The organism is Anoxynatronum sibiricum (assembly GCF_039414295.1).
GTDB lineage: Bacteria > Bacillota > Clostridia > Peptostreptococcales > Tindalliaceae > Anoxynatronum > Anoxynatronum sibiricum.
The window spans coordinates 1-26,204 of sequence record NZ_JBCITM010000030.1; the positions used below are offsets into that span (position 1 = coordinate 1).

The 26,204-nt window shown below is 49.4% G+C and carries 23 protein-coding genes and 1 rRNA gene; all 24 read right to left on the reverse strand.

Going from position 1 to position 26,204, the window contains the following annotated elements; translation table 11 throughout:
* On the reverse strand, positions 1–268 hold a 268-nt coding region (locus AAIG11_RS17065; protein ID WP_343187433.1), incomplete at its 3' end, for a GTP-binding protein.
* 35 nt (positions 269–303) lie between these two features.
* Entirely contained in the window at positions 304–957 is a 654-nt protein-coding gene (sigH, locus tag AAIG11_RS17070) for an RNA polymerase sporulation sigma factor SigH (RefSeq protein ID WP_343187451.1), read from the reverse strand.
* A gap of 98 nt (positions 958–1,055) precedes the next feature.
* The gene (locus tag AAIG11_RS17075) at positions 1,056–1,616 is read right to left on the reverse strand and encodes an NYN domain-containing protein (protein ID WP_343187434.1); all 561 of its coding nucleotides are present in this window, start codon (positions 1,614–1,616) and stop codon (positions 1,056–1,058) included.
* On the reverse strand, positions 1,613–2,371 hold the full coding sequence (rlmB, locus tag AAIG11_RS17080; protein WP_343187435.1) for a 23S rRNA (guanosine(2251)-2'-O)-methyltransferase RlmB: 759 nt from the start codon (positions 2,369–2,371) through the stop codon (positions 1,613–1,615). Before rlmB ends, AAIG11_RS17075 begins: the two co-directional genes overlap by 4 nt.
* Before the next feature lie 18 nt (positions 2,372–2,389).
* Positions 2,390–3,160 (reverse strand): FAD-dependent thymidylate synthase, encoded by a 771-nt coding sequence (gene thyX, locus AAIG11_RS17085; RefSeq protein ID WP_343187436.1) that lies wholly within the window; start codon positions 3,158–3,160, stop codon positions 2,390–2,392.
* Positions 3,138–3,530 (reverse strand): hypothetical protein, encoded by a 393-nt coding sequence (locus AAIG11_RS17090; protein ID WP_343187437.1) that lies wholly within the window; start codon positions 3,528–3,530, stop codon positions 3,138–3,140. Before AAIG11_RS17090 ends, thyX begins: the two co-directional genes overlap by 23 nt.
* Positions 3,517–3,984, reverse strand: a complete 468-nt coding sequence (locus AAIG11_RS17095) for a Mini-ribonuclease 3 (RefSeq protein WP_343187438.1) — start codon at positions 3,982–3,984, stop codon at positions 3,517–3,519. The genes AAIG11_RS17090 and AAIG11_RS17095 overlap by 14 nt, the downstream gene beginning before the upstream one ends.
* A 57-nt stretch (positions 3,985–4,041) precedes the next feature.
* Entirely contained in the window at positions 4,042–5,454 is a 1,413-nt protein-coding gene (gene cysS / locus AAIG11_RS17100) for a cysteine--tRNA ligase (protein ID WP_343187452.1), read from the reverse strand.
* A gap of 337 nt (positions 5,455–5,791) precedes the next feature.
* Complete coding sequence (gene gltX / locus AAIG11_RS17105; protein WP_343187439.1) at positions 5,792–7,261, reverse strand: glutamate--tRNA ligase; 1,470 nt, start codon at positions 7,259–7,261, stop codon at positions 5,792–5,794.
* Between the two features lie 136 nt (positions 7,262–7,397).
* Positions 7,398–8,840: a proline--tRNA ligase gene (gene proS, locus AAIG11_RS17110; RefSeq protein ID WP_343187440.1), complete on the reverse strand. Its 1,443-nt coding sequence runs from the start codon at positions 8,838–8,840 to the stop codon at positions 7,398–7,400.
* 214 nt (positions 8,841–9,054) lie between these two features.
* Positions 9,055–9,552, reverse strand: a complete 498-nt coding sequence (ispF, locus tag AAIG11_RS17115) for a 2-C-methyl-D-erythritol 2,4-cyclodiphosphate synthase (protein WP_343187441.1) — start codon at positions 9,550–9,552, stop codon at positions 9,055–9,057.
* Entirely contained in the window at positions 9,539–10,267 is a 729-nt protein-coding gene (gene ispD / locus AAIG11_RS17120; RefSeq protein WP_343187442.1) for a 2-C-methyl-D-erythritol 4-phosphate cytidylyltransferase, read from the reverse strand. The genes ispF and ispD overlap by 14 nt, the downstream gene beginning before the upstream one ends.
* A gap of 70 nt (positions 10,268–10,337) precedes the next feature.
* Positions 10,338–11,432, reverse strand: a complete 1,095-nt coding sequence (locus AAIG11_RS17125) for a PIN/TRAM domain-containing protein (protein ID WP_343187443.1) — start codon at positions 11,430–11,432, stop codon at positions 10,338–10,340.
* A 219-nt stretch (positions 11,433–11,651) separates the two neighbouring features.
* Positions 11,652–12,128: a CarD family transcriptional regulator gene (locus AAIG11_RS17130; protein ID WP_283410701.1), complete on the reverse strand. Its 477-nt coding sequence runs from the start codon at positions 12,126–12,128 to the stop codon at positions 11,652–11,654.
* 152 nt (positions 12,129–12,280) lie between these two features.
* Positions 12,281–13,663: a DNA repair protein RadA gene (gene radA / locus AAIG11_RS17135; protein WP_343187444.1), complete on the reverse strand. Its 1,383-nt coding sequence runs from the start codon at positions 13,661–13,663 to the stop codon at positions 12,281–12,283.
* A gap of 37 nt (positions 13,664–13,700) precedes the next feature.
* Entirely contained in the window at positions 13,701–16,151 is a 2,451-nt protein-coding gene (locus tag AAIG11_RS17140) for an ATP-dependent Clp protease ATP-binding subunit (protein ID WP_343187453.1), read from the reverse strand.
* Complete coding sequence (locus AAIG11_RS17145) at positions 16,144–17,196, reverse strand: protein arginine kinase (RefSeq protein WP_343187445.1); 1,053 nt, start codon at positions 17,194–17,196, stop codon at positions 16,144–16,146. The genes AAIG11_RS17140 and AAIG11_RS17145 overlap by 8 nt, the downstream gene beginning before the upstream one ends.
* On the reverse strand, positions 17,193–17,717 hold the full coding sequence (locus tag AAIG11_RS17150; RefSeq protein ID WP_343187446.1) for a UvrB/UvrC motif-containing protein: 525 nt from the start codon (positions 17,715–17,717) through the stop codon (positions 17,193–17,195). The genes AAIG11_RS17145 and AAIG11_RS17150 overlap by 4 nt, the downstream gene beginning before the upstream one ends.
* A gap of 18 nt (positions 17,718–17,735) precedes the next feature.
* Positions 17,736–18,194: a CtsR family transcriptional regulator gene (locus AAIG11_RS17155; RefSeq protein WP_343187447.1), complete on the reverse strand. Its 459-nt coding sequence runs from the start codon at positions 18,192–18,194 to the stop codon at positions 17,736–17,738.
* A gap of 137 nt (positions 18,195–18,331) precedes the next feature.
* Positions 18,332–20,413, reverse strand: a complete 2,082-nt coding sequence (gene fusA, locus AAIG11_RS17160; RefSeq protein WP_343187448.1) for an elongation factor G — start codon at positions 20,411–20,413, stop codon at positions 18,332–18,334.
* A gap of 277 nt (positions 20,414–20,690) precedes the next feature.
* Positions 20,691–23,042 (reverse strand): ribonucleoside-triphosphate reductase, adenosylcobalamin-dependent, encoded by a 2,352-nt coding sequence (nrdJ, locus tag AAIG11_RS17165; RefSeq protein ID WP_343187449.1) that lies wholly within the window; start codon positions 23,040–23,042, stop codon positions 20,691–20,693.
* 306 nt (positions 23,043–23,348) lie between these two features.
* Positions 23,349–24,602: a putative glycoside hydrolase gene (locus tag AAIG11_RS17170; protein ID WP_343187454.1), complete on the reverse strand. Its 1,254-nt coding sequence runs from the start codon at positions 24,600–24,602 to the stop codon at positions 23,349–23,351.
* 107 nt (positions 24,603–24,709) lie between these two features.
* Positions 24,710–26,011 (reverse strand): TMEM165/GDT1 family protein, encoded by a 1,302-nt coding sequence (locus tag AAIG11_RS17175; protein ID WP_343187450.1) that lies wholly within the window; start codon positions 26,009–26,011, stop codon positions 24,710–24,712.
* A 79-nt stretch (positions 26,012–26,090) separates the two neighbouring features.
* Positions 26,091–26,204, reverse strand: a 5S ribosomal RNA gene (rrf, locus tag AAIG11_RS17180); the annotation flags it as partial.

A 26,204-nucleotide genomic window follows, 5' to 3' on the forward strand; every position in this document is an offset into this window, starting at 1 on the left:
CATAATCGGCATGGCCGGGGCAGTCAACGTGGGCGTAGTGGCGGTTCGGAGTTTCGTACTCAACATGCGCTGTTGAGATGGTGATGCCTCTTTCTCTTTCTTCAGGCGCTTTGTCGATCATGTCAAAGGCCACTGCTGATCCGGTACCAAATCGCTTGTTCAGTACTGAGGTGATGGCCGCTGTCAGCGTGGTTTTGCCATGGTCAACGTGACCAATGGTTCCAATGTTTACGTGGGGTTTTGTTCTTTCAAATTTTGCTTTTCCCATTTTCGTTCCTCCCTTTTTCAACTCGCCCGATAAACTCAGGCTTTTCTGGTTTCCAGGTAACGTTCGAGTTTTCGCTTGACGCGTTGCAGTGCATTATCAATGGATTTGACATGCCGATTCATTTCACAGGCAATTTCCTGGTATGATCTGCCATTGACATACAACGTCAGTACTTTCAGCTCCAGATCACTGAGAATATCACCAATACGATTCTCAATACTTCCCAGTTCTTCCCTGCAAATCATCAGTTCTTCGGGATTGGTCAACCGGTGTCCTGATAAAACATCCAGCAACGTCCGTTCAGATTCTTCGTCATACATGGGCTTATTGAGGGATATGTATGAATTCAGGGGAATATGTTTCTGCCTGGTGGCTGTTTTTATGGCGGTTATCATTTGTCGGGTAATGCACAGCTCAGCAAAAGCTTTAAAAGAACATGGCCTCTCGTCCTGATAATCCCGGACTGCCTTAAACAGACCAATCATCCCTTCCTGAATAATGTCTTCCCTGTCGGCACCAATCAAATAATAGGACCGCGCTTTGGAACGCACAAAATTCTTGTACCGATTCATGAGAATCTCAAGAGATTTCAAATCTCCCTGTCTGGCAGCTTGAATTACCTGTTCGTCTGAAGGCAGTTGTTGGTTGACACTCGCCGTGCATGGCGCATCGCCAGTCCCTGCACCCATCCACATCACCTCCGGCAAAGCTGGATTTGGTGCTGCATTGAAACTACCGCTATTATATCCCATGCCTTCCCCTGTCGTCAACCGATGCCTCAACAACCTCAGCGGCGACGATGATCTGAGCGGTCCCGCCGATTGGACGACGGCTTTTTTTCAGGTTTATTACGTAAAATCTCCAACTTCTGAAGTGTTTCTTCATCGATTCGATTGGAAAGAAAATCTTTCTCGTGCCTAAGCTGACGGGCCGTTTCCCTGATACGTCCACGGGCAGCTGTCAGGTCCAGCTCCAGTTCGCGCACACTTACCCGCACCGCACCACTGCCCAACACCATCAGTTGTTCTGTCCAGTCATTGGTGACCACGATGACCCGTCTTTTTTTGGCAAGTTCCTGGATGGATTTTTCGATATAACTGTCTGCTGTCATTTTTTCTTTGGTAAAGATCACTTCAACACCCTGTATGATTTCACGGTGTTCCCGGGCACGAGGGGCCAAATGGGCGTCAAAAACGATACGCACATCAATTCCGCGAAAAGTGCGGTATTCAGCCATCAGATCAATGAGACGGTCCCGGGCGCCCTGAAAGTCATGCTTTACCATTGCCTGCAGCTCAGGGAGTGCGTTCATCACATTATAGCCATCCAGAATCAGTATTTCTTTCACCTGGCTGCCTCCGAACTCATCATTTGCCGAAGCCGTTGCCGGGATATTTCATACAGCAGCACGCCTGCCGCCACAGAGGCATTCAGGGAACCGGTACTGCCTGCCATGGGAATTCTCACCAGGTAATCGCAGTGTTCTCTCACCAGGCGGGAAATTCCTTTGCCCTCACTGCCAATGACCAATCCCAAAGGACCTGTCAGATCCTGATCCATGGCATTGACACTACTGCTGCCTTCGCCGCCGGCAATCCAGAATCCTTCTTTTTTAAGTTGCTTCAATGTATCTGTCAGGTTGGAAACCTGCGCTACCGGTATATGTTCCAACGCACCGCTGGCGACCTTGGATACAACCGGTGTGACGCCGGCTGCCCTGCGTTTGGGAATAACGACGCCATGAGCTCCAAAAACTTCTGCACTGCGGAGAATGGAACCTAAGTTGTGGGGATCTTCCACCCCGTCCAAAATAAGAATCAGCGGTGTTTGTTCGGCTTGGCTTTTTCGAATCATCACTTCCATAGAAGTGTATTGAAACGCTGGCACCACCGCAATCACCCCCTGATGATTATCACTGCGGGAGATGCGATCCAACTCCTGTCTTTCCATTAGTTTGACCGGGACACGCTTTTTCTTTGCCTGGTCACGAATCTCCTGTAAGACACGGTCTTTTCCAGAAGTCAGAAGAAAAATTTCCAGTATTTCCCTGCCGGCTCTCAGTGCTTCCCGCACAGCATTTCTGCCTTCCAGCTGATCTGACATGTTTTTTCATTCCTTTCGCTACAAATTACGAAACTGCTCTGCCACTTCACGGCTTTTTCCACAGCTCATGGCACCTTCACCACAGGGACCACTGACACAATCCGGTCCGGCGACCCGAAACAGATTGGGAGCCTTTTGCTTGACTTGCCGCAACATCTCTGTTGCCATTTCCCTTATTTCCCACTGGGCTCGGTTGCAACAGCGCACATTAAAGAAATGAAGCAGACTGCGGGCATTCATGGTCACGACTATTTTAGTTTCGCAGGCGTTGGGTAGCACATAACGAGCATCTTCAATGGCTGCTTTTTCAGCGATGCCTGCTGCTTTTTTTTCTGAAAATCCTTCATTTATCAGCTTTTTCAGATGCTTCTCTTTCAAACCATCAGCCAGCTGATCATATGCTGTCTGCTGATCTGCCATGGCTTTCAGATAACATTTCCTGAGGGCGTCATCTTCTTCGACGGCCCGGGGTATAATATAGTCAAAACCACCCTCCCGCACGTAGCGCTGGCTTTTCTGGGAAAAGCTGGCAATGCGGTGCCTTACCAGCTGATGTGTCAGGCTGCGGGAGACACCTTCAATGGCAAAGGTAAAACTGACATGTTCAAAAGGAGACTGGTGCCCCATGTCACTGAGAACGCCCACCAGCCGTTTGATTTCTGCATCACTCATTTCGTCCAGAAGAGTGGTCACTCCATGGGAAGAATAGCACAGGCGGGCAGCAGCAGCCACCACCTTTTCAGGCTCTGGGGTATGAGCAATCAGGTCAACTCTGGGTGTCGTTTTCATGGTTTTCTAGTCCTCCTTCAATCAGGATTTGTTTCACTGGCAGCACAAAAAGCAGATACCCCCGAACGCGGGCTTCATATGTGCCGGAAAGCCGGGCTTCTGCCAACTTGTTTTCCCCGGGTACCGGATACAGGATCAGGGTGTCACCCTCTTCCGACACTTGCTCCACACTGATGGTGCGGAAGGTGTGCAGTTTTTCCAGTAAAGGCGGCATGCCGACTTGGAGCGGTGCCGCCAACCTGGCAAATCCGGCATACTGTTCAAGGGCCTTGGTTGACGGCGTGACCGGATCAAGAAGAACCGACTTTATGCTCAGAAGGAGGAACAACACCAAAATAATAATGGCCATGCGCCGATCATATCGCTTCATGAGAGGATCCCGCCTCCTCTCTGGTTTTTTCCAGCAGTTCGACGGCTTTTGTCATGACAGCCATTAACCGCGGAAGCTCGTTGCGATAGTAAAGCCACCCCAAGAGCGCTTCAAAGCCAGTGGCCACCCGATAAGTTGCCGGGTCTGTGTTTTTGGGTACTGTTCCTGACTTTTGGTTTCGGCCCCGCCTCACCGCATTCTTTTCCAGGTCTGTCAAGAAGGGCTGGAGCTGCCGTACCATTTCTGCCTGAGCTACTGCATTGACATATGTCACCGTGCGTCGATGCAACCGATGAATGGTGGTATGGGGTTTTCGAATTAAGTAGTCACGCATATACATTTCAAAAAGGGCATCTCCCATATAGGCCAGGGTGAGAGGTGCCATGGTTTCCACCTGATGACTTTCCGTTTCACCGCTTTCTTTCAATTGTTTCAGCATTTCCTGAACATCCATTTTTACTGTTGTGACCCCCTTTTCCTTCCAAGGATTCTACTCTGGATTATAGGGGATTTACCGGTCATTGACAACCCGTTTCCACTTGATTCCTTCAGGGGTGTCTTCCAGTACGATACCCTGTTCTTTTAGCTGATCCCGTATGGCATCAGCCCGGGCAAAGTCCCGGTTCTGCCGTGCTTGCTGACGTTCGTTTATGAGCTTTTCCACAGCATCTTCCAGCGAGCCTTCAGAGGTACCTCCCTTTCGAAGCAGTCCCAACACACCTGCCAGCTCCTGAAGCAGTTCCAGTGCCCGCTGCAGTACTTTTTTGCCTGGTTTTTCTATCAGCAGTGCATTCCCGGTTTTCACCAGTTCAAAAATAATGCCAAGTCCGTCCGCTGTATTGAAATCGTCATCCATTGCTGCCATAAATCGTTCTCGATAGCTTTCCAACGCGGTGATCTGGTCCCGATCTTCCGTTCCTTCGGTTTCAGGGGCGTGCTCATGATAGTACCGCCAGTTTTCAAGGGCAGTATAGAGTCTCTCCAGCCCGCTTCTGGCAGCAGTCATGGCTTCTCTGCTGAAGTTAATGGGATTGCGATAGTGGGCCGACAAAATGAAGAAACGCACCACTTCCAAGTCATACTCAACAGCTATTTCCCTGGCAGTGAAAAAATTATTGAGCGATTTGGACATTTTGCGGTTATCCACGTTGAGATATCCCACATGTACCCAATAATTGGAAAAGGGTTTACCGGTGAGGGCTTCACTTTGAGCCACCTCATTCTCATGATGGGGGAAGGTGAGATCCCCGCCGCCGCCATGAATGTCAATGGTTTCTCCCAGATACTTGCGAGCCATGGCGGAGCACTCGATGTGCCAGCCTGGCCGCCCTGGTCCCCAGGGGCTTTCCCAGAAAGGTTCACCAGGCTTGGCGGCTTTCCAGAGAGCGAAGTCCAGGGGGTTTTTTTTCTGCTCATTCACTTCAATCCGGGCTCCCGCCTTAAGTTCATCAAGACTTTGTTTGGAGAGGGTTCCATAGGCGGGGTACGCAGTGACATCAAAATAGACGTCTCCCTGCTGCTCATAGGCAACTCCCTTTTGAATCAGCGCTTCCACGAAGGCGATGATTTCAGGAATGGTTTCTGTGACCCTGGGATGAACATCGGCCCGGCGGATTCCCAGACTGTCTGCATCAGCAAAATAAGCCTCAATGTACTTTTCACTCACCTCCACTGAAGTCAGATTTTCTTTCAGTGCCTGCTGGATGATTTTGTCATCCACGTCTGTAAAGTTTTGCACAAAAGTGACTTCATATCCCCGGTACTCGAAATACTGCCGCAAAGCATCGAAGGTGATAAAGGTACGGGCATTACCAATGTGAAAATAGTTGTAGACAGTTGGCCCGCAGGCATACATGCGGATTTTACCGGGTTCAATGGGAGTAAAGGGTTCTTTTTGCCTGGTGAGCGTATTGTAAAGCATGATGGCCATGGTCATTTCTCCTTTCATGATGGTCACATGATTTGTATGAAAAATTGTTTTAAAAAAGCAAGCCGCCACTGAACAGCCTGTTCAGAGACGACTTGCCTGTCGCGGTTCCACTCTGATTGACGGACCCTGTCAGGGCCTGCCCTCTCATTAAAGCTGATAACGGAGGCTGATCCGGCGAAAGAAACCCACCGAGGGGCCGGGTGCATTTGGCGTCACCATTAAGATGTTTTCAGCCGTGACATCTTTCTCTGTTGGGTGGTGAGGCTACTTAATCCGACTTTTCGCACCGGTGATTTCCACCGGCAGTTGAACTCATTCATCACGTGATGGCTTACAGGTGCTGTTCAAGTCGTTTCAAAATCCGTTCTTTTCCAAGCACTTTCATCACCAGCATCAGATCTGGTCCGTGTACCCGTCCGGTGAGGGCCACACGCAGGGGTTTGAAAAACTGTGGACCTTTTAGTCCCGTTTCTTTTTGAATGGCTTTAAACACCGGCTTGATGACTGCTTCATCCATGGACTCCAGGGCAGCAAGCTGCTCTGCCAGTACTGGCCGCAAAGTCTGAAGCGCCTCTGACGCCCACCATTCTTCGGCTTCTCCCGACTCCACTTCCAGGTTTTCCTGGAAAAAAACCGCTGCTTTTTCAGGGAGCTCCGACATATGATGAAGGTTTTCCCGTAATATTGCCACCAGACTGGTCACCCATTGTCTATTGGCTTCGGCTTCATCAGGTGTGATAAATCCCGCTTCTTGAAGGAAGGGAATTGCCAGGTCTGTGAGCACTTCCAGATCCGCCTCCCGCATGTAATGGGCGCTCATCCAGTTGAGTTTTTTCAGATCAAAAACCCCACCGCTTTTGGAAACCCGGTCCAGGGAAAACTTTTGCTCCAGATCGGCCAGTGTGAAGAGTTCTTCGTTGTCTTCAGGACTCCATCCAACCAGGGCCAGAAAGTTCACCAGCGCCTCCGGCAGATACCCCTTTCGACGAAAATCTTCTGCTGCCACATCTCCCTGGCGCTTGCTGAGTTTTTTCCGGTCGATGTTCAGGATGTTGGGCAGGTGCACATAGGTGGGTGCTTCCCATCCCATTGCCTGGTATAAGTAAACATGCTTGGGAGTGGATGCCAGCCATTCCTCTCCCCGAATCACATGGGAGATGGCCATGAGATGGTCATCCACCACCACTGCAAAGTGATAAGTGGGATACCCATCAGATTTGATAAGCACCTGATCGTCCAGGTCATCGGTATTCATGGTAACGGTGCCCCGTACCAGGTCATGGAACTGGATATCTGTGTGTGCCGGCAGCTTCAGGCGAATGACATGGGGCTCACCGGCGGCCATACGGGCTGCAGACTCTTCAGGGTCAAGCGAACGACAGTGTCCGTCGTAACGGGAACCGCCTTTTTCCTGACGCTCTTTCTCACGCAGGGCATCCAGTCGCTCTTTTGTGCAGAAACAGGGATAGGCATGACCTGAATCCAGTAGCGATTGAATATGGCGGCTGTAAATATCCAGGCGCTTCGACTGAACATAGGGACCTTTATCGCCACTTTCCGTCACATGGCCTTCTTCTGTCAGCATGACGCCCTCCGTGTGTTGAACGCCTGCCCATTCAAGGGATCGCAACAGGTTTTCAACGGCCCCTTCCACAAAACGCTCCTGATCGGTATCTTCAATCCTTAACAGATAAGTGCCTCCATGGGCTTTGGCAAACAGGTAATTATACAGTGCTGTTCTGAGTCCTCCCACATGCAGAAAACCGGTCGGACTGGGTGCAAATCGCACGCGAACGCTCATTAAAACGCCTCCTTTCCTTCTTGCTCGATGCCATTGTCACAGGCTGGCTGCTGTTTTCAAAAACAGGATGTTACCAATTGCCACCGGTTGTTTTTCCCGGGGCCGTTCTGTCTATTTTGATCAGCACCCACTGAAATCAATAGGCTTTTGCATAGTAGACCATTTGCTCTGCAGGCTTTCCGCAGAAGGGGCAGGTGTCTCCCAGTTTTTCCTGTTCAAAAGGGATGCAGCGAATGGTGGCGCCGGTCTCTGTCTTGACCCGCTCTTCACAGTCTTCGTCGCCACACCACATAGCTTTTACAAAACCTGGGGTTTCTTTCATAATCCGTTTGAAGGTCTCTTCATCATGTACCACATGCGTTTTCTGATCCCGCATTTCTCTGGCTTTTTCCAGCAGGTTTTTCTGTATGGTTTCCAGCAGTTCACCCACCCGCTGTTTCACCTGATCCAATGAGCAGGTTTCTTTTTCAAGGGTATCTCTGCGGAAAAGCACCACCTGCTCTTGCTCCAAGTCCCGGGGGCCAATTTCAATGCGCAGGGGAACACCTTTCATTTCCCATTCGTTGAATTTCCAGCCTGGAGAATATTGCTCTCTGTCATCCAGCTCCATACGGAACGTCGGTTTCAGTTCTTCAAAGATTTTGGCAGCAGCTTCATTGACGCCCCCCTTATGAGCGGCAATGGGAACAATCACAGCCTGAATGGGAGCAATGCCTGGCGGCAGCGAAAGCCCGCGGTTATCACCGTGAACCATGATGATCCCCCCGATGAGACGAGTGGACACACCCCAGGATGTATGGTAGGGATGCTGTTGCTTCCCTTCACGGTCCTGGTATTCAATTTCAAAGGCTTTGGTAAAATGTTGGCCCAGGTTGTGAGATGTGCCTGCCTGGAGAGCTTTGCCGTCATGCATCAAGGCCTCCATGGTGTATGTGGCGTAGGCACCGGCAAATTTTTCCCGATCGGTTTTACGGCCAATCACCACTGGCATTGCCAGCAGATTTTCTGCCGTTTCCCGGTAAACATTCAGCATTTTAAGGGTTTCTTCCTGCGCTTCATCATAGGTTTCGTGCAGGGTGTGGCCTTCCTGCCAGAGAAATTCAGATGTGCGCAGAAACGGACGGGTGCTCTTCTCCCAGCGAACGACATTGCACCACTGGTTGTAGAGGAAGGGCAAATCCCGGTAGGAACTCAGCCATTTGGCGTACATGGAGCAGATAATGGTTTCTGAAGTGGGGCGAACACAAAGACGCTCCGCCAGCTCTTCATCACCCCCATGAGTCACCCAGGCAACTTCTGGAGCAAAGCCTTCCACATGCTCAGCTTCTTTTTGAAGCAGGCTTTCCGGAATCAACAGGGGGAAATACATGTTTTTGTGGCCGGTTTCCTTGAAACGCCGGTCCATATACGCCTGTATGTTCTCCCAAATAGCGTACCCATAGTGTTTAATCACCATAAAGCCCTTCACTGGCGAGTAATCCACCATATCAGTTTTTTTAATGACATCTGTATACCATTGGGCAAAATCCACCTCCATGGGTGTGATCTCCTCCACAAACTGCTTTTGGTTTTTTGCCATTCCACTAACCCCTCTTCTATAGTGTTTCTGTCTGTCATGTATAGTGTTTCTGTCTGTCATATATAGTGTTTCTGTCTGTCATGACTATTTTTGTCTTCCATTCATGCTTCAACTGTCATTTTGGACTGCATCAACTTTCAGGCTCAGTGATGATGTCTGCGGTTATTCCCACAGATCCTGTTTCACTGATTCTCTTTTATTGGTCCTGATATACTCATTCTTGAACGGCTTTTGCAGTCACCGTTTCTTTTAACAGCGTCACCGCCTGGGCGGCAATCCCCTCTTCTCTTCCTACGAAACCCAGTTTTTCAGTAGTGGTGGCTTTCAGATTCAGCCGGCTTTCAGAAATTCCCATGGTTTCGGCAAGACGTTGCTGCATGGCATCTACGTAAGGGGCCAGTTTAGGCCGCTGGGCCATGATGACGGCATCAATATATTCCACCATCAAACCGTGTTGTTTCAACTGGTTCATCACCTGTTTCAGCAGGAGAAGACTGTCAATGTTGAAATAGGCGGGATCATCATCAGGAAAGTGCCTGCCGATATCTCCCAGGCCTGCCGCTCCCAACAATGCATCCATCACCGCATGGGTGAGCACATCTGCATCGGAGTGACCCGCCAGCCCTGTTTCGTGGGGAATTTCAACACCCCCAATGATGAGTTTTCGGCCGGCGACCAGTGCATGAACGTCAAATCCGTTACCAATTCTCATGGTGCCGCCTCCTGGATTCCATAATTGCCTCTGCCCTGCGCAGATCTTCCTGAACGGTGATCTTGATATTATCATTGCATCCGGTCACTACCTGAACAGAAAACCCGGCCGCTTCCATCACTGCTGCATCATCTGTTGGGGCAATTTCCCGGGGAAGCCTCTCATATGCTTGCTGAATGCCGGTTGCCGTAAATATTTGAGGCGTCTGTACGCTCCAGAGCTGCTCCCGCGAAACCGTATCTGTGATTTTCCCTTCATCATCGACCCGTTTCAGGGTATCCGTCACCGGCAGTCCGGGAACTGCGCCATCTGCTTTCTGGGCAGCCTGAAAGACCCGTTGAATCAGAGCGCTTGTTACCAAAGGTCTTGCCCCGTCATGAATGCCAATGTGGGTGGCTCGGCAGTTCACTGCCGCCAACCCGGCTTCCACTGATTCACGACGGCTGGCACCACCCGCAATCAGCTGTGTCACCTTGGTCATGTGACCGGATACCAGCATTTCCTGCTGGACTCTTGCCAACTCACTGGGATGCGAGACCAAAATGATTTCTTTCACATTCGGATCCTGTTGCAGCTGTTTCAGTGTCACGCCAAGCAGCGCCATTCCCCCAAGGGTGGCAAACTGTTTGTGTTGGCCCATTTTCATGCGGCTGCCGGTGCCGGCTGCTGCAACAATCATTGCCAGCCATGGCTGGTCTTGCAATTGATGAGACATGGCACTCATTCCTGTTTCTATGATAGTTTCAGCTCATTGATTTTTTCAATAATCAGCCTGCCTCAACAGCTCAATGTCCATTTTTGGGCTTAGCAAAAATCATGCGTCCTGCAGCTGTCTGTAACACGCTGGTAACCAGCACATCAATGGTTTCACCAATATAGCGACGGCCGTTTTCCACCACAATCATGGTGCCGTCATCCAGATAGGCCAGCCCTTGACCGGCTTCTTTCCCGTCTTTGATCACTTCAATCTGCATTTCTTCACCAGGAAGCACCACTGGTTTCACAGCATTTGCCAGTTCGTTAATATTGAGCACATCCACCCCTTGCAAAGATGCCACCTTGTTCAGGTTATAGTCATTGGTTACGACAGTTCCTGCCATGGCCTGTGCCAGCTTCAGCAGCTTGATGTCTACTTCATGAACATCTGGAAAGTCATGATCCACGATTTTCACCTGAATGGGCAGCTCCTTTTGAATAATGGCCAGCACATCCAGGCCCCTTCTACCCCGGTTCCTTTTGAGGGCCGCCGAAGAATCGGCAATATGGCGCAGTTCTTCCAGCACAAATTCAGGAATGATTAATGGCCCTTCCACAAACCCGGTACGGCAAATATCGGCAATACGCCCGTCAATGATGACGCTGGTATCCAGTATCTTTGGAATACCCTCCCGAACACTTGCCGGCTTTTTGGCGTTGTCATCTGCTCGGAGCACATTTTTTTTCAGAACATTTCCCAGACTGACATATTCACCAGCTTTTGTTGCCAGACTAATTCCCAGGTATCCCAAAAACAGGTAAACCACTACTGAAATGATGACGCTGATAAAGGGAATGGGAATATTGTTCAACAGTCCGCTGATGAGATAGGCAATGATCAGACCAACAATAAGCCCGGCCGACCCGGTGACCAGTTTCTCCACCGGAACGCCCGAGAGTTCGTTGATGATCCAGTTGGCTAGATTTCGCCCAAGATTGATTAACCAGGGGGATAGTACAAAAAAAAGGCCGCCGCTTACCATAGCAGCTGTTATGAGTCCGAATAAAAACAACCCCACGCTGTCGATCACCATCACCTGTTCATGACGTGCAATGAAAATATAGACCGTGATGCCCGTCAGACTTCCAAGGATGGTAACCACCCATTTTAAAATTTTATTCATGTTACCTTCACCTCCTTTCAGTCATGACGTGACGAAAGCGTCTTTTGTTGCACCTGTGTGGTCCAAATTTCATTGGAAAGCGTCTTCATCTCATTCGTACCCAAAAAAAGAAACACGCAACGAAGAAAATACCCGCAGGCACATATCCTGAGTATAACAGAAAATGCATCTCTACGGGAAGTTTTTTCGCCGATGTTTCCTCGTTCCCACTAAGGGGCATTATTTAATCACATTTTCAATCATGCTGGTAGCTTCGGTCTCCGGAAGATTTCCCGCTAAAATGATTTCACTGATGAGTATTTGCCGGGCATTATTGAGAATCTTTCGTTCGCCGGTGGAGAGGGATTTTTCACGGTCCCTTAACACCAGATTGCGAACCACTTCAGCAACTTCAAAGATATCCCCGCTTTTGATGCGATCCATATTCGCCCGATAACGCCGGTTCCAGTTCTGGGGCATTTTTGTCACGTCTGCTGAAAGCACAGCAAAAACGTGGCTGAGGTCCTCAAAACTGATGATTGGTCTGACGCCGATTTCATCCACATTCTCCATGGGAATCATCACTTTCATGTCGTTCAGCGGCATACGCATCACATAATACCGCCGGTTTTCCCCAAGAATATTTCGTTCTTCAATGGCTTCAATCACTCCGGCCCCGTGCACCGGATAGGCAATTCTATCGCCAATTTTAAACATGCCCTACCCCCCAGACTCTGCCAATCCTGTTCTCTACTCTTTCAGTATAGCGCAGTCGTCAGAACCTGTCAACAAAGCACAAATGCAAAATATTATCATAGGGCCTCTCCAATGTCAATCATGTTTTCATGGCATTGGTGACATCCGAATCATCAATGTGCTGGCTTCAGCTGAAAAACCTGTTGAATCGCCTCTTTCAGGGTGGAGACCCCCACCAGCTCCATCCCCTTCACCTTCGGCAGTTTCACCAGGTTCCGCTGAGGAATAAGGCAGCGGGTAAAGCCCAGTTTCTGAGCTTCTCTTATCATTTTTTCTATTTGCCCCACTGGCCGCACCTCTCCTGTCAGGCTGATCTCACCAATGGCCACCGTATTTTTTACAGGCAAGGGCTTCCCTCTGAAACTGGAGTACATGGCCAGCGCCATGGCCAGGTCAGCAGCCGTACCTTCCAGGCGTAATCCGCCAATAACATTGAGGTATACATCCTGCTGCATGAGGGGGATCCCGATTTTTTTCTCAAGAACTGCCACCATGAGCCCCAGGCGGTTGGCATCTGCACCGATGGTGGTGCGTCTGGCAAACCCGGCATTGCAGGGTGTCACCAGGGCCTGAAGCTCCACCAGCAGCGGCCTGGTTCCTTCCACAATCGCTGCCACCATGGCGCCTTCTTCTTCCTGACTGAGGGACTCCAGAAACAGAGCTGAAGGGTTTCCCACTTCCACCAATCCCTCCTGGCGCATTTCAAACACACCAATTTCACTGGTGGTTCCAAACCGATTTTTCACCGAGCGGAGAATCCGGTATTCCTGGGTGCGTTCTCCTTCAAAATGAAGTACCGTGTCCACAATATGCTCGATCACCCGGGGGCCTGCCAAATCACCCTGTTTGGTCACATGGGCCACCAGCATCATGGCGATATTGCCTTCCTTTGCCTTTCGCATCAGTCCATTGACACATTCTTTGATCTGGGAAACGGTGCCCGGAGCCGAGGTCAGTTCCGGGTGAAACAATGTCTGAACGCTGTCCACAATTACAAATACCGGTTTTATCCGTTCTATCTCATCTAAAATATGCACTACATCTGTTTCTGAAACCACGTAAAGTTCATCGGCAATGGCACCAGTGCGAGCTGCTCTAAAATGAATCTGCTCCTCCGATTCTTCGCCCGTCACATAAAGCACCAATCCCGACCGCCGGGCGATTCCACTCCCAGCCTGAAGAATGAGGGTGGATTTACCAACTCCAGGTTCGCCGGATATCAACACCAGTGACCCCTGCACCATGCCTCCTCCCAGCACCCGGTCAAACTCAGCAATACCCGTTATAAAACGCTTTTCCTGACCTGTTGGAATATTGCCTATGGGTTTGGGCCGGCGACGTTCTCCTGCCGCCGCCTTGGCCCTATTTTTGCCTGATGAAGCTTCCTGGAATTCTTCCATGGTTGTCCATTGAAGGCATGCCGGGCATTGCCCCAGCCACTTGGGGCTTTCAAAGCCGCATTCGCGGCACAGAAACACTTTTTTGGTTTTTTTCATGAGATCCCTCGTTTTTCGCTTTGATTTTCAACTCATGTCAACTCGAAGGCAACTGGGTTACAAAATGCAAGGTTTCTCCATCCGCCTCCACTTGAACCTTTCCTCCTGGTTGAACAGTACCTTTTAGAATTTCTTCTGTCAGACGGTCCTCCAGCAGTTTCTGAATGGTTCTTTTCAGCGGACGGGCGCCGTACTGAGGATCAAATCCCTGCCTGCCGATGAGTTTTTTAGCTTCCTGAGTCAGTTCAAGATGAATGTCCATGGCTCCCAGGCGTCGCCCAAGCTCTGCCACCAGAAGTTCAACTATACCGGCAATATCTTCCTCTTCCAGTGAATGGAACACGATCATGTCGTCGATTCGATTTAAAAACTCAGGTCGAAAGGTCTTTTTAAGATCTTCCATGATGTTGTCTTTCATCTTGTCATAATGATGCTGCTTCTCCTGATCAGCATTGGCCGCGAATCCCAGACTCTTCTGCTTGCGGATGTTATGGGCGCCCACATTGGATGTCATGATAATGATGGTGTTTTTGAAGTTGACCATTCGCCCCTTGCTGTCGGTGAGGCGACCGTCATCCAGAATTTGCAGCAGTGCGTTGAAGACTTCCGGGTGCGCTTTTTCGATTTCATCAAAAAGGATCACTGAATAAGGCTTGCGCCGCACTTTTTCCGTCAGCTGGCCACCTTCATCGTACCCCACGTAGCCCGGAGGTGACCCAATGAGTTTGGAAACAGTATGCTTTTCCATGTATTCAGACATATCTACCCGGATCATTGCCTGCTCATCACCAAAAATGGCTTCGGCCAGAGCTCGTGATAGCTCTGTTTTCCCCACACCTGTCGGTCCAAGAAAGATAAAGGAACCCACAGGGCGCTTGGGATCTTTCAGGCCCACCCGCGCCCGACGAATGGCCTTCGACACAGATTCAATGGCTTCCTGCTGGCCAACAACACGCTGATGCAGAATGTTTTCCATGTTCAGGAGCCGATCTGATTCTTCCTGTTGCAGTTTTTTGACTGGAATCCCTGTCCAGCTGGCCACAATATCAGCAATTTCTTCTTCGCCCACAATGGGCTTCTGAGCTTCTTTCAGCTTGTACCACTGATGTTTGTGCTTTTCAATGGTTTCCCGCACCGTTTTTTCCTGATCCCGCAAAGTTGCTGCCCGCTCAAATTCCTGAAGGCTGATGGCCTCTTCCTTCTCCTTTTGAATGCGTTGCAGTTTTTCTTCCAGATCTTTCAGATCTGGCGGCGTGGTGATGTTCTGCAAACGAATTTTGGAAGCGGCTTCATCAACAAGATCTATGGCTTTGTCCGGCAAAAATCGGTCAGAGATATACCGGTGGGATAACTCTACAGCCCCCTTCAGCGCCTCATCAGTAATCTTCACGCGATGATGGGCTTCGTATTTGTCCCGAAGCCCTTCCAGAATCAGCAGGGCATCTTCCACCGAAGGTTCTTCAATGCGAATGGGCATGAAGCGTCTTTCCAAAGCTGCATCCTTTTCAATGTGTTTTTTGTATTCATCCACCGTTGTGGCTCCGATCGCCTGGATTTCACCCCGGGCCAGCGCCGGTTTCAGAATGTTGGAAGCATCAATGGCGCCTTCAGCCGCACCAGCTCCAATGATGGTGTGTATTTCGTCGATAAAAAGGATGATGTGACCAGAATTCCGCAGTTCTTCCATCACTTTTTTCAGCCGTTCTTCAAATTCTCCCCGGTATTTAGCACCAGCCACCATGCCTGCAAGGTCCAGTGTGATAATCAGTTTATCTTTCAGATTCTGCGGTACATCCCCTGCCACAATTTTTTGTGCCAGCCCTTCGGCAATGGCCGTTTTGCCCACGCCAGTTTCACCAATGATGCATGGATTATTTTTTGTTCGGCGACTTAGAATCTGAATGACACGCTGAATCTCCTCGCTTCTTCCAATGACGGGATCAACTTTACCGTCTTTGACCAGCTGATTCAGGTTGCGGCTGTATTGATCCAGCACAGGTGTTCCACTGTTTTCACTTCCTGTTTTCTGTCGGGGGGCCCCTTCACCTGAGGCTTGTCCTGCCTGTAAAAGTTTAAACACTTCTTCCCGTACCTGATCTGGTTTCAAACCCATTTCCATCAAAATTTTGCTGGCAACGCCTTCTCCTTCGCGAATCAAACCAAGCAGCAGGTGTTCCGTTCCAATATAATTATGCCCCAGTTGTCGGGCTTCAGCAAAACTCAACTCAAAAATGCGTTTCGTACGGGGTGTAAAACCCAACAGTTGGCCTTTTTGCTGTCCGGTTCCCACCACACGCATCACCCGGTCTTTCAGGGTGTTCATGCTGACTTCCAGGTTTTTCAGTGCTTCTGCCGCCACTCCCTCATCTTCCTGAAGGAGTCCCAGCAGCAGGTGTTCCGTCCCAACGTAATGATGGCCAAGTTGTTGGGCAAACTCCTGGGAAAGCAAGATGACTTTCTGAGCTCTTTCGGTAAATCGTTCATTCATGGACATCTGAGACGCCTCCTTCGGTTAATATCTTGCGAACCAGCTCAGCCCTGCGGCAGTCCCGCTCAACTTCGCGCAGCAGCTCCCCACAGTGTTTCTGCAGATTCGCCGGCTGTATGATTTCAATCAGCTGGTGAAGATCGTCCAGGGTGCATGTGCTGATCATCCCCAGTGATACCCCCAGCTTAAGATCTGACAGGTACTGCATGGCTTCTTTACGGGAAAGTCGCCGGGCATGGGTTAAAATTCCCAGTGAACGATGTACTTTATCCTCCAGGTCAATTCGTTGACGAGACAGGAGATTTTTGCGCGCCATCCGTTCTTTTTGGATGACCTGCAAGACAATATCTTCCAGGTTGCTTATAATTTCAGGTTCTTGCAATCCCAGGGTGATCTGGTTTGAAATCTGATAGAGATTCCCCATGTACTCAGAGCCTTCTCCAAAAACACCTCTCACCGCAAAACCCAGCTGTCCGGCGGCATGAATCAAACCATTGATAAAACCCAACAGGGTTAAGGCCGGCAGGTGGAGCATCACTGAGATTCGCACTCCCGTACCCACATTGGTGGGGCAAGCTGTCAGGTATCCAAACGTCTCATCGAAGGCAAAGGGCAACAGCCGTCCCAGTCGATCATCCAACTGATCAGCTTCCTTCCAGGCTTCTTCCAGCTGCAGTCCCTTTAACATACACTGTATTCTCAAATGATCCTCTTCATTGACCATCATGCTGCGGCGCTGCTGGCTGTCAATGAAAAAACCGCCGTTTTCCGGATTGTCTGCCAGCGCAGGGCTGATGAGATGATCTTCCACATAGGTCTGCCGATCAACCGGGTTAATGTCACGCAAAGCAATCCACCGAAAAGGATGATGGTCATGGGGATCGATAGCTGACACAGCCTGTTGTACTTGCTGAACCAGCTCCAGAGACTGGTCAGGCGTCATGAGATGGGGAAAGGGAAAAGATTCCAGATTGCGGGCAATGCGTACCCGGCTGCTGATGACAATATCCTGATGAGGGCCCGCAGGTGAAAGGGAATGACTCATGAGGCCCCCTCCTTTATGCGGAGGATTTTTTGATCCAACAGGCCAATTTGGTCCCGCAGTTCGGCTGCCTTTTCAAACGATTCTCTTTTTACGGCCTCTTTCAGGGCACTTTGCAGCTGTTGTTTCTTTTTTTCAAAACGGTAAACTCGTTCTATTTTTGTTGGAATTTTACCGGTATGATGTAAGTGCCCCTGAATGCGCTTCACAAGGGGCATGATCACCAGCCGAAAACTTTGATAGCAAGTCGGACATCCAAAGACACCTGTGCGTTTATAGTCAGCATAGGTTTGTCCACATCCACTGCATTTTTTAGCGGCCGCGTTGTCCAAACTCATTTCCTGATCCATTGCTTCTTCATAAAAGCCCTTTAAAAAGTCCTGCACACTAAAGGAAAAGGAGGATCCCTGTTCCTTTAAGTCAAGGGCACACGTCTCGCACAAATGACTCTCACGGGTTTGACCATTAACGGTTTGACTGACATGTACATGAGCCTGTCGTTGATGACAGTGTTCACACAACACCGCCAACGCCTCCTTTCATCAGTGGATCAAGGCTGAAAGCATGGCTTTCAATATCCGGGAACGCATATAATCCCGATTGTTCAGCGGGGACGCCAACACCACATCACTGGTTGCCGCCCTCATCAACCGGGCTTCCCGATCGTTAATCAGGTTCTGTTCCTGCAATGCTCTGATTAATCGCACCGCTTGGGTTTTGGTGACATTGTCCCGAATTTCTTCCATGAGAATCTGGTGGACAGAAGGATTCCGTTCCGGTCTCAGCCTCATGATTTTAATATACCCACCGCCGCCTCGCTGGCTCTCAATGGTATACCCATGTTGCACACTAAAACGCGTCGTCAGTACATAGTTTATCTGGGAGGGCGCACAATCAAAGTGTTTGGCAATTTCATTGCGCTGAATTTCCACCGCCTGTCCTTGACTCTGGCGTATCAACTCCTTGAGAAAGCTTTCGATCACATCACTGATTGTTGCCATGAACTCACCTTCTTTGCATGCGATTGGTTGACTATCTTTGACTTTAATAATAGCAAATAAGCCTCACGAAATCAAGGATTTCGGAGGCTTATTTCAAATTTCGTCTGGTGTTTTTTCAGACCATTCCTATCCAATGGTTAGGAGTGCTGTTCTTCCTTCGCCGCTCTGGCAGCTTCAACAACCTTATCGCTGATATTTGCCGGCACTTCTTCATATCGAACAAATTCCATGGTGAAGTCGCCCCGGGCTTGGGTCATGGAACGAAGGTCAATGGCATACTTGAACATTTCAGACTGAGGCGCCTCTGCTGTCACTTTTTGTGATCCATCTTCCTGGGGTTCCATTCCGAGAATACGCCCCCGTCGCTTATTCATATCGCCCATCACATCTCCCATGTACTCTTCCGGCACCCGCACTTCCACCTTCACAATGGGCTCAAGCAATACAGGCTTTGCTTCTTCCAGTCCTTTTTTAAAGGCCAGGGATGCAGCAATTTTGAAAGCCATTTCTGATGAGTCGACATCATGGTAGGAACCATCGTAGAGTTGTGCCTTGAAATTCACCACTGGGTATCCCGCCAGCACGCCAGTCACCATGGCTTCGCGAATGCCTTTCTCAACAGCGGGAATATAGGCCTTGGGCACTGAGCCTCCAAAAATGACTTCTTCGAAAACAAATTCTTCATCAGAAGGCTCAAAACGCATCTTCACATCTCCGTATTGGCCGCGGCCCCCGGATTGTTTTTTGTGTTTCCCCTGTACATCGGCTTTTCCTCTGATGGTTTCCCTGTACGGAACCACCGGATCACTAAGCTCCACTTCAACGCCAAATTTATTCTTCAGCTTGCTGGTGATGACTTTTATGTGCAGCTCGCCTTGTCCGCGGATAAGCGTTTGCTTGGTTTCTGCATTTCTTTCAAAGCTGAAGGAAGGATCTTCCTCTGAAAGGCGCTGCAGTCCGTTGCCAATCTTCTCTTCATCACCCCGCGCCTTGGGCTCAACAGCAAGGTAAAGCTGCGGTTCCGTCAGTTCAATGCCGCTGAAGAGAATGGGATCACTCACACTGCACAGGGTGTCACCTGTATGTGTGTGTTGCAGTTTTGCCACCGCTGCAACGTCTCCTGCTTTGACTTCTTTTGTCTCAAGCTGATTTTTACCCCGCAGGAAGAAAAGCGATCCAATACGTTCTTTTTCACCTTTGTTGCTGTTCAGCACTTCCATGTCAGCCGTGAGCTTGCCTGAGATGACTTTCAAAATGGAAATTTTACCGATAAATGGATCCACTACTGTTTTAAATACCTGGGCCGAGAAAGGTTCTGTAGGCGCCAGGCTTCTTTCCACTTCCTGGTCATCTTTTGGATTAACACCTTTTTTCGGTGGCATATCTGCCGGTGACGGTGAGTAGTCGCACAGCATGTCCAACAGGGTGTGGGTTCCCACATTTTTGACAAAAGAAGCACATATCACCGGAACAATTTCTCCGCCGATGACACCTTTTCGAAGGCCCACCTGAATTTCTTCTTCTGTGAAGGCTTCACCCCCGAAGTATTTTTCCAGCAGTTCCTCGTCACTTTCAGCCACTGATTCCATTAAGAGTTCCCGCATTTCCTGGGCCTGTTCCTGCAATGCATCGGGAATCGGTTTTTCAACGCAGTCTTTTCCCGTATACTCACGGGCTGTCATACGCGCCACGTTCACATTTCCAACGAAGGTTTCTTCCGATCCCAATGGAATCTGGAAAGGCGCCACCTTTTTCCCGAAGCGTTCCCGTAAATCCGCAATAATCTGATCATAGTCAACGTTTTCCCGATCCATTTTATTAATGGCAATAAACGTGGGAATCTTTTTATCCGTTGCAATTTTCCAGGCTTTTTCAGTTCCGACTTCAATGCCGCCGGTGGCATCGATGAAAATCACCATACCGCCTGCCGCCTTGATGGACGCCTGCACCTCACCTACAAAGTCAAAATATCCGGGAGTGTCAATCAGGTTTACTTTAAATCCGTTCCATTCAACAGGTATCACAGTGGTATTAATGGATGTCTTACGGCTGATTTCCTCTTTATCAAAATCGGAAAAAGTGTTTCCGTCTTCCACTTTTCCCATCCGGTTGGAAACGCCTGCAGCATACAGCGCTGCCTCACAGAAGGTTGTCTTACCGCTGCCACCATGACCCAGCAGCGCTATGTTTCTGATTTTTTCGGCTTCGTACACTTTCATCCTTGTTCCTCCCTGTTTAGTTGCTGAATTTTAATCATATGGAAGTATTCGCGATGAATTGCCAAAATCCTTCTTTTGTTGACAGGAAATTTTAATTTATTTTGATATTTCTTTTTAAACCACTATTCTGCCTTATTCGCTGGTGTGCACGTTTGGTTTCTTCGACTGTTGGCGGTAAATCGTCTTGCTTTTAAGCGGCTTCAGGCCAAAAAACGTCAAGCAGGCGCTCCATGCCGATCACGTCGGCAATACACCTGCTCAAACGGTTAATCATTGTCTATCGGATGGGACACACGCCATTTTCGCAGCTGCTGTCTGTGGGATCAAAACGGAAGTTTGGGTTTTCATATCGGTTGATCAGGGAAGCAATAAACGGCTTCATGGCATCCCTGCGTTTCAGGTACTCTTCTTCGGTGATACTTTCGTAGGGCATCAGCTGGTAAAAGCTTTCACCGAAGGACAGGAAACTCACCGCTACAACACTGTCCCAATGTTTCCACATCCATTCTTCAACGGCTTCCCACTCATCGTCCCGCACATGCACCGTGATGGAGGCGTTGTGATCCACATAGTGATCCATGAACATGCGGTAGTTTTCCAGCTGTTCAATGGCACTGACATCGGATTTGGTTTTACCTGCCGGAGCCTTCACCGGGAACTCCACCACTTTGGTGGTGCAATTTTCCGGGTCCTGCCCCACTTCCGGATAGACGGGATACTCAAGATCTTCGCACACCTTCACCAGCGGGTCCTGAGCACTGACGCGAATCCGCCTGACATAGTAAGGGGAGTGGGAGTAGTGCACACCTGAGGATACTGTCGGCAACTGGGAGAGTGTTCCCTCAGGCTTAACAGTGGTCACCAGCAGTGGCCGGTTTTCTCCGATTTCATCGGCATAATGGTCTGCTGATTCCCGAGCGGCTTGGCGCAATGATTGCAACAGTTCCACTTGCTGTTCCATTGTCAGTTTCAGGGCGTTCACCAGATCCTGCCAGCCCGTCAGACTGCAACCCACCAGCTTATCACGGCGCTGCACTGCATCCCAACCGGGAAGTTCCAGCTCAACGCAAGTCATTCGATAAGCCGCCCGTGCTGAGAGGCGCTGGGCTTCCATCAACCCTTCATGATCAAGAGATCCATCTTCCCTGACAAAGGCGAATACATTGATAGTGGTCAGGTTGCAGACGCCTCGTGTGTCCAGCAGAATTTCTCCGCAGGGGTTCACCCCATTCATGTTGGGCCGGCGTTTTTGTGCAGCTTCCGCATTCACAAATCCCGGCTCTCCTGAATAGCGCATCTGTTCCAAAAGCCAGTGAAGTGTTTCGCGATCCGGTTTGGCATCATAGTAAATCGAGTTATTGCTCATTTGCCGGTGAATCAGATCCTGATCCACAATCCACTGACCATCAATCTTTTTGTACAACTCGGATTTTGCCCGGATGCTGTCGGCGTCTTCAGGGTCAATGAGCACCATTTCTGCAGTGCGTCGCACGCCGCCCACCACCACATTTTCACCAATGATATTGATGATGTCCAGCATATCCACCGGTTGCATTTTTACCCTCTTTTTTCCTTCCATCCAGCCCCGTTTTCGAATCACCACATCAATCTTGGCAAACATGTTTTTCAGACTTGTATGACCGCTGGCGGTTCCACCAAAGTTTTTCAGTTTTTCACCTTTGGGGCGCACATGATCATAGTCAACAATCACTGTTTTGATTTTTTTGTATTCACTGTTGGTTAATAGTTGAAAAAAATGGTCCAGCGCCTGAGTCCAGCCTTCTTTGCTGTCTCCCACAGTTATTTTCACCGTATTGTTGTGCATGAACTGCATGCTGGTGTTGTCCTCCCGAAGTGAGGGCGGCACCGGGTTATAGTCCTTATGAATCAGCTCGTAATCGGTGCGCATGTGAGGCAGTTGTTCCACATCAGACCGCAGAATGCGCGCGCCCACACCACTGCCCAGCATCAGGAGGTAAAACAGTTCTTTTAATGTTCCAATGGCATCCACAATAATAAAGGCGCAATTATAGTTCGCCATGGGGTAATGCTCGGCCACCGGGGTGTATCCTACCCAGAAGGTACGGCCTGAAAGAAACTGCTTCAGATGAAAGATATTGTCATACAGCTTCTCAGCTTCTTCCCGGGTGGTTTGCACCAGGCTGCAGTTGTATTCCACTGCCCGCCGAACGGTTTCCCACCAGTATTCTCGCCGGTTTTCCTCCGGCAGCCACCGTGAATAAGTGCGGTAATAGACAAAGCTGCCCAGCTGTGCCATGGGATTGGGCAAATGCTTGTACTTGCTGACAAATCCGTCTCCGATGACACGATAGTCTGATTCCTGGCGCATCGCCCGGCTTTTATTACGTTCATTCCGGTAGATGATGTAGTTTTTGGCAACATCTTTTCGCTCACTGTCCATTAAATACAGTTCCACCAAGTCCTGTATATTTTCCACATGAACCGGCTGCTGCTGGCCTTTCACTGCTTCTTCCACCTGGCGTGCGATGGTGTGACTGAGATGTTGATCAACGCCACCTTTCGTTTCTGTCATGGCTTTTTCAATGGCATTGCTGATTTTTCCCATATCAAATGCCATCAATCGCCCATCACGCTTTCGAATATTCATTTTGCGCCTCCTCTTGTGATTTAGAGCTGAAAAGAGTGGGTGATCAGGATGCCCGTCTTTTCCTTTTTTTGCCGAAGCAATAACTATATGTTGTGTTTTAACTTTGTGCTGCAGGTTAGATTATACCATATATTGTTCGGTTTAAACAGATTCTGCCAATCATTTTACCATTCACCAAATATCGGGGAATTTGTCCCTGTCATGATTCCGATTTCTTCCTGGCAAGCGCAGAATGACTCTCCGTTTTCAAACACACTTTTAGCACTAAAAAAAGCACTGGTATCTTTCAGTACCAGCGCTTTTCTTCTATGGAGTATTCCGCGGAACGTCTTCTCGCAGTGCTTCCCAGGTGTAGTTATTGCCTGCATTCCAGAGGAGCCATTCATTGACGCCACTGTCATAGGTGCCTTTGATCTGTTCACGAACCTGATCAACACCATACCGCTGGTAATAGCCTCTCCCCAAATAGCTGGCGGTGAAATCCTGAAGCCATGGGCGCAACACTGCCTTGGGCTCGTCTGTTTCCATCGCTTCAATCCGTTCAACAGCTCGCTTCATGGTTTCATATAGAATGGGATAAGGCTCAAGATCAGGAACAGCCACACCGAAAGTACCCAATGCGTAATGGGAAGGATACGCCATGGGACAGAGAATATCAGTGGCAACAGTCAATGTTTCCAAATGCTGTCCCAGTCGCATATCGTCGGTGACCGCCGGCACCAGACCAAAAATATCTGCCGACACATACACCCCATAGGGTTTCAGCTCTTCCCGGGCATAAGACAGAAAAGCGGCAATGGCTTCTGCCATGGTTTCCTGTTCACCGGCTTCACCATAGTCAATTTGCTCCCGGGGACCATCAGTGGGAAACCGCACATAATCAAATTGAACCTCGTAAAATCCCCGCGTAGCCGCTTCCTTGGCAATATCCACCAGATAGTCCCATGCTTCCCGATTGTATGGATTCAGCCATGCATCCTGCTTACGGTCCCGCCACACCTGTCCTTCATGGGTCTGAATGGCCCAGTGGGGGTTTCCCGCAGCAGCAATGACGTCTTTGAATGTCACGATGCGAGCGATGGGGTAAATATCATGATAATGCATGATATCCATGGCTTCCTGAAAATCCCTTACCTTCACCCGGGCATCCTGCCCCAAATCATTCACCATGGGGATGTCAGATGCATAGGTCATCGTGCCGTGATCATCCTTCACATCCACCACCCAGGCATTAATCACTGACTGATTGGTTTCATTGAGAAGTTCTTCAAAACGCCATTGAAGCCCAATGGTATTGCCCGTCATATAAATACCCTTGACTTCCCGGTAAATTTTAAAGGGCTCCCAACTGCTGCCAGGTTGCACCATATAGTCGCTGCCCTTCATCGGAATGGCTGCCAGTGCTTCATCATTCCAGGCTTCCATGACCGCTCTTGTTTCATCAACCGGCTGACGAAACGCCATTTGACATCCCGTGATTCCAAGGGTAATGGTGAAACACAACCCCAGAATAAAACGCCGTTTCCATTGATCAAGTTCGCTTACCCGCCTGAATCCCATCACGATTAACAGCCTCCCATGCCTCTGTCATTACATTTATTGTCACGATTCCATTCATGCATTCTTTGTTATTATACCACAGGTATTCATCAAGATGTACCTGCTGATCATTCGGTCTTTGCATCTGCACGGGGTTGCGGTAGTTCATGGGTACAGCGTCGGTTTTCTTTTTTAATGGTCTCGTGCCAGTGCTGCAAATGGCTGTGGTAGTAGTCATGATCTTCCTGGTGGATCTGCTCCAGATACTGATCCCAGTCTCCCTGAAATACCAGCGAATGACCAAACAGAAGTTTTTCTAGTACCAGCCGGGTCTGATTCAGTACGCAGGTCTCATGATGAGGTTGGCAGTGGCGGCAGGTGGTGTACACAACCTTGAGAGTATCGTACAGATGCTGGCGTTTAAATTCCCGAAGCACCTTAATTTTTGGTGACCGCATCTGTTTTAAAATGGCGTTTTCCCGGGAGACAGCTTCTTCAATGAGTGTTTCCAACTCAAATACAGGGCATTCATCTTGACCACAGCTTGCACAGGCAGCTTTATCATTGCATATCCGGTCCACCGAATGCCTTATTTGTTCCAAGTCAAGTTTTAAAATAACTGCCACGTCTTTCAGTGCAGTCTGGTCCAGCCGGTGCACCCGCACAGCACGTCTCATCAGCGGAAGGGCTGTTATCACTATCAATGCCGCGAACACAGCAATACTGTAAGGGTGAATCCATTCCTTCGGCAGGGTGTTGTAGAGGCCAACGACACCAAACACAAAAAACACATTTGCCGCAATCAGCTTCAACGCCACCTCCGGCACACGATCTCCCAGTAATTTCCCTGCCATGATACCCAGTGCACTGACACCCACCATCCCCATGGTTGTCCCTGCCAGCGTTGCCAGCGGCGCACCTGACTGAGTGGCCAGTGCCATGGCTGTAAGTTGTGTCTTGTCTCCCAACTCACCGACAAAGAACGCCGTTGCCACTGTCAGCACCGGCCCCAAATGAAGCATTCTAGTTTCTGTTTCATCATCACTGGCCAACAGTGCCCAGTATCCAAAAAAAAGAAAAGAGACAGAGGCAATAGCTCCCAGCCACTGAACAGGCAGTACCACTGTCAAAAAAGTGCCGACGAAAACAGCCATGCCGTGATTAATCAGCGAACCCAGAAAAACACCTGCCAGAACCTTCCGCATGGGATAACGCGTTGCAAAGGTCATCGCTAATATTTGCGTTTTATCACCCATTTCAGCCAAAAAAATCAGCAAAAAAGCCTGTGCCATTTCGTTCAAGGCAGATCCTCCCGTCATTTGCTTTGCAGCCACCGGTACCGTAGGAGAAACCAGTTCCAGATGAATATCACCGAATCCACATAATCGTACATACCCGTATCCATGTCTTCCATTCAGGCGATCGACCATGGAAAAAAGCCTTTTTCACACTCTCTGTCACAGAGAACATAAAAAAGGCTTTTGCTTTTGATATAGTTTAGAAGGTAAGGAGTCGCAGCGACCTACTCTCCCAGGACTTCACGTCCCAGTACCATCAGCGCTGAAGGGCTTAACGGCTGTGTTCGGGATGGAAACAGGTGTTTCCCCTTCGCTGTAGCCACGA

Coding starts and splice junctions, on each gene's coding strand:
- AAIG11_RS17095 (WP_343187438.1), bottom strand. CDS start 3,984: ATGGATGTTCAGGAAATGCTGAAACAATTGAAAGAAAGCGGTGAAACG.
- gltX (WP_343187439.1), bottom strand. CDS start 7,261: ATGAGCGTTCGCGTGCGATTTGCACCCAGTCCGACCGGTTTTCTGCAT.
- AAIG11_RS17140 (WP_343187453.1), bottom strand. CDS start 16,151: ATGAATGAACGATTTACCGAAAGAGCTCAGAAAGTCATCTTGCTTTCC.
- sigH (WP_343187451.1), bottom strand. CDS start 957: ATGGGTGCAGGGACTGGCGATGCGCCATGCACGGCGAGTGTCAACCAA.
- AAIG11_RS17090 (WP_343187437.1), bottom strand. CDS start 3,530: ATGAAGCGATATGATCGGCGCATGGCCATTATTATTTTGGTGTTGTTC.
- ispD (WP_343187442.1), bottom strand. CDS start 10,267: ATGTCTCATCAATTGCAAGACCAGCCATGGCTGGCAATGATTGTTGCA.
- AAIG11_RS17170 (WP_343187454.1), bottom strand. CDS start 24,602: ATGGGATTCAGGCGGGTAAGCGAACTTGATCAATGGAAACGGCGTTTT.
- AAIG11_RS17125 (WP_343187443.1), bottom strand. CDS start 11,432: ATGAATAAAATTTTAAAATGGGTGGTTACCATCCTTGGAAGTCTGACG.
- AAIG11_RS17130 (WP_283410701.1), bottom strand. CDS start 12,128: ATGTTTAAAATTGGCGATAGAATTGCCTATCCGGTGCACGGGGCCGGA.
- AAIG11_RS17175 (WP_343187450.1), bottom strand. CDS start 26,011: ATGGTCGATCGCCTGAATGGAAGACATGGATACGGGTATGTACGATTA.
- AAIG11_RS17145 (WP_343187445.1), bottom strand. CDS start 17,196: ATGAGTCATTCCCTTTCACCTGCGGGCCCTCATCAGGATATTGTCATC.
- ispF (WP_343187441.1), bottom strand. CDS start 9,552: ATGAGAATTGGTAACGGATTTGACGTTCATGCACTGGTCGCCGGCCGA.
- fusA (WP_343187448.1), bottom strand. CDS start 20,413: ATGAAAGTGTACGAAGCCGAAAAAATCAGAAACATAGCGCTGCTGGGT.
- radA (WP_343187444.1), bottom strand. CDS start 13,663: ATGAAAAAAACCAAAAAAGTGTTTCTGTGCCGCGAATGCGGCTTTGAA.
- AAIG11_RS17155 (WP_343187447.1), bottom strand. CDS start 18,194: ATGGCAACAATCAGTGATGTGATCGAAAGCTTTCTCAAGGAGTTGATA.
- nrdJ (WP_343187449.1), bottom strand. CDS start 23,042: ATGAATATTCGAAAGCGTGATGGGCGATTGATGGCATTTGATATGGGA.
- proS (WP_343187440.1), bottom strand. CDS start 8,840: ATGGCAAAAAACCAAAAGCAGTTTGTGGAGGAGATCACACCCATGGAG.
- thyX (WP_343187436.1), bottom strand. CDS start 3,160: ATGAAAACGACACCCAGAGTTGACCTGATTGCTCATACCCCAGAGCCT.
- rlmB (WP_343187435.1), bottom strand. CDS start 2,371: ATGTCAGATCAGCTGGAAGGCAGAAATGCTGTGCGGGAAGCACTGAGA.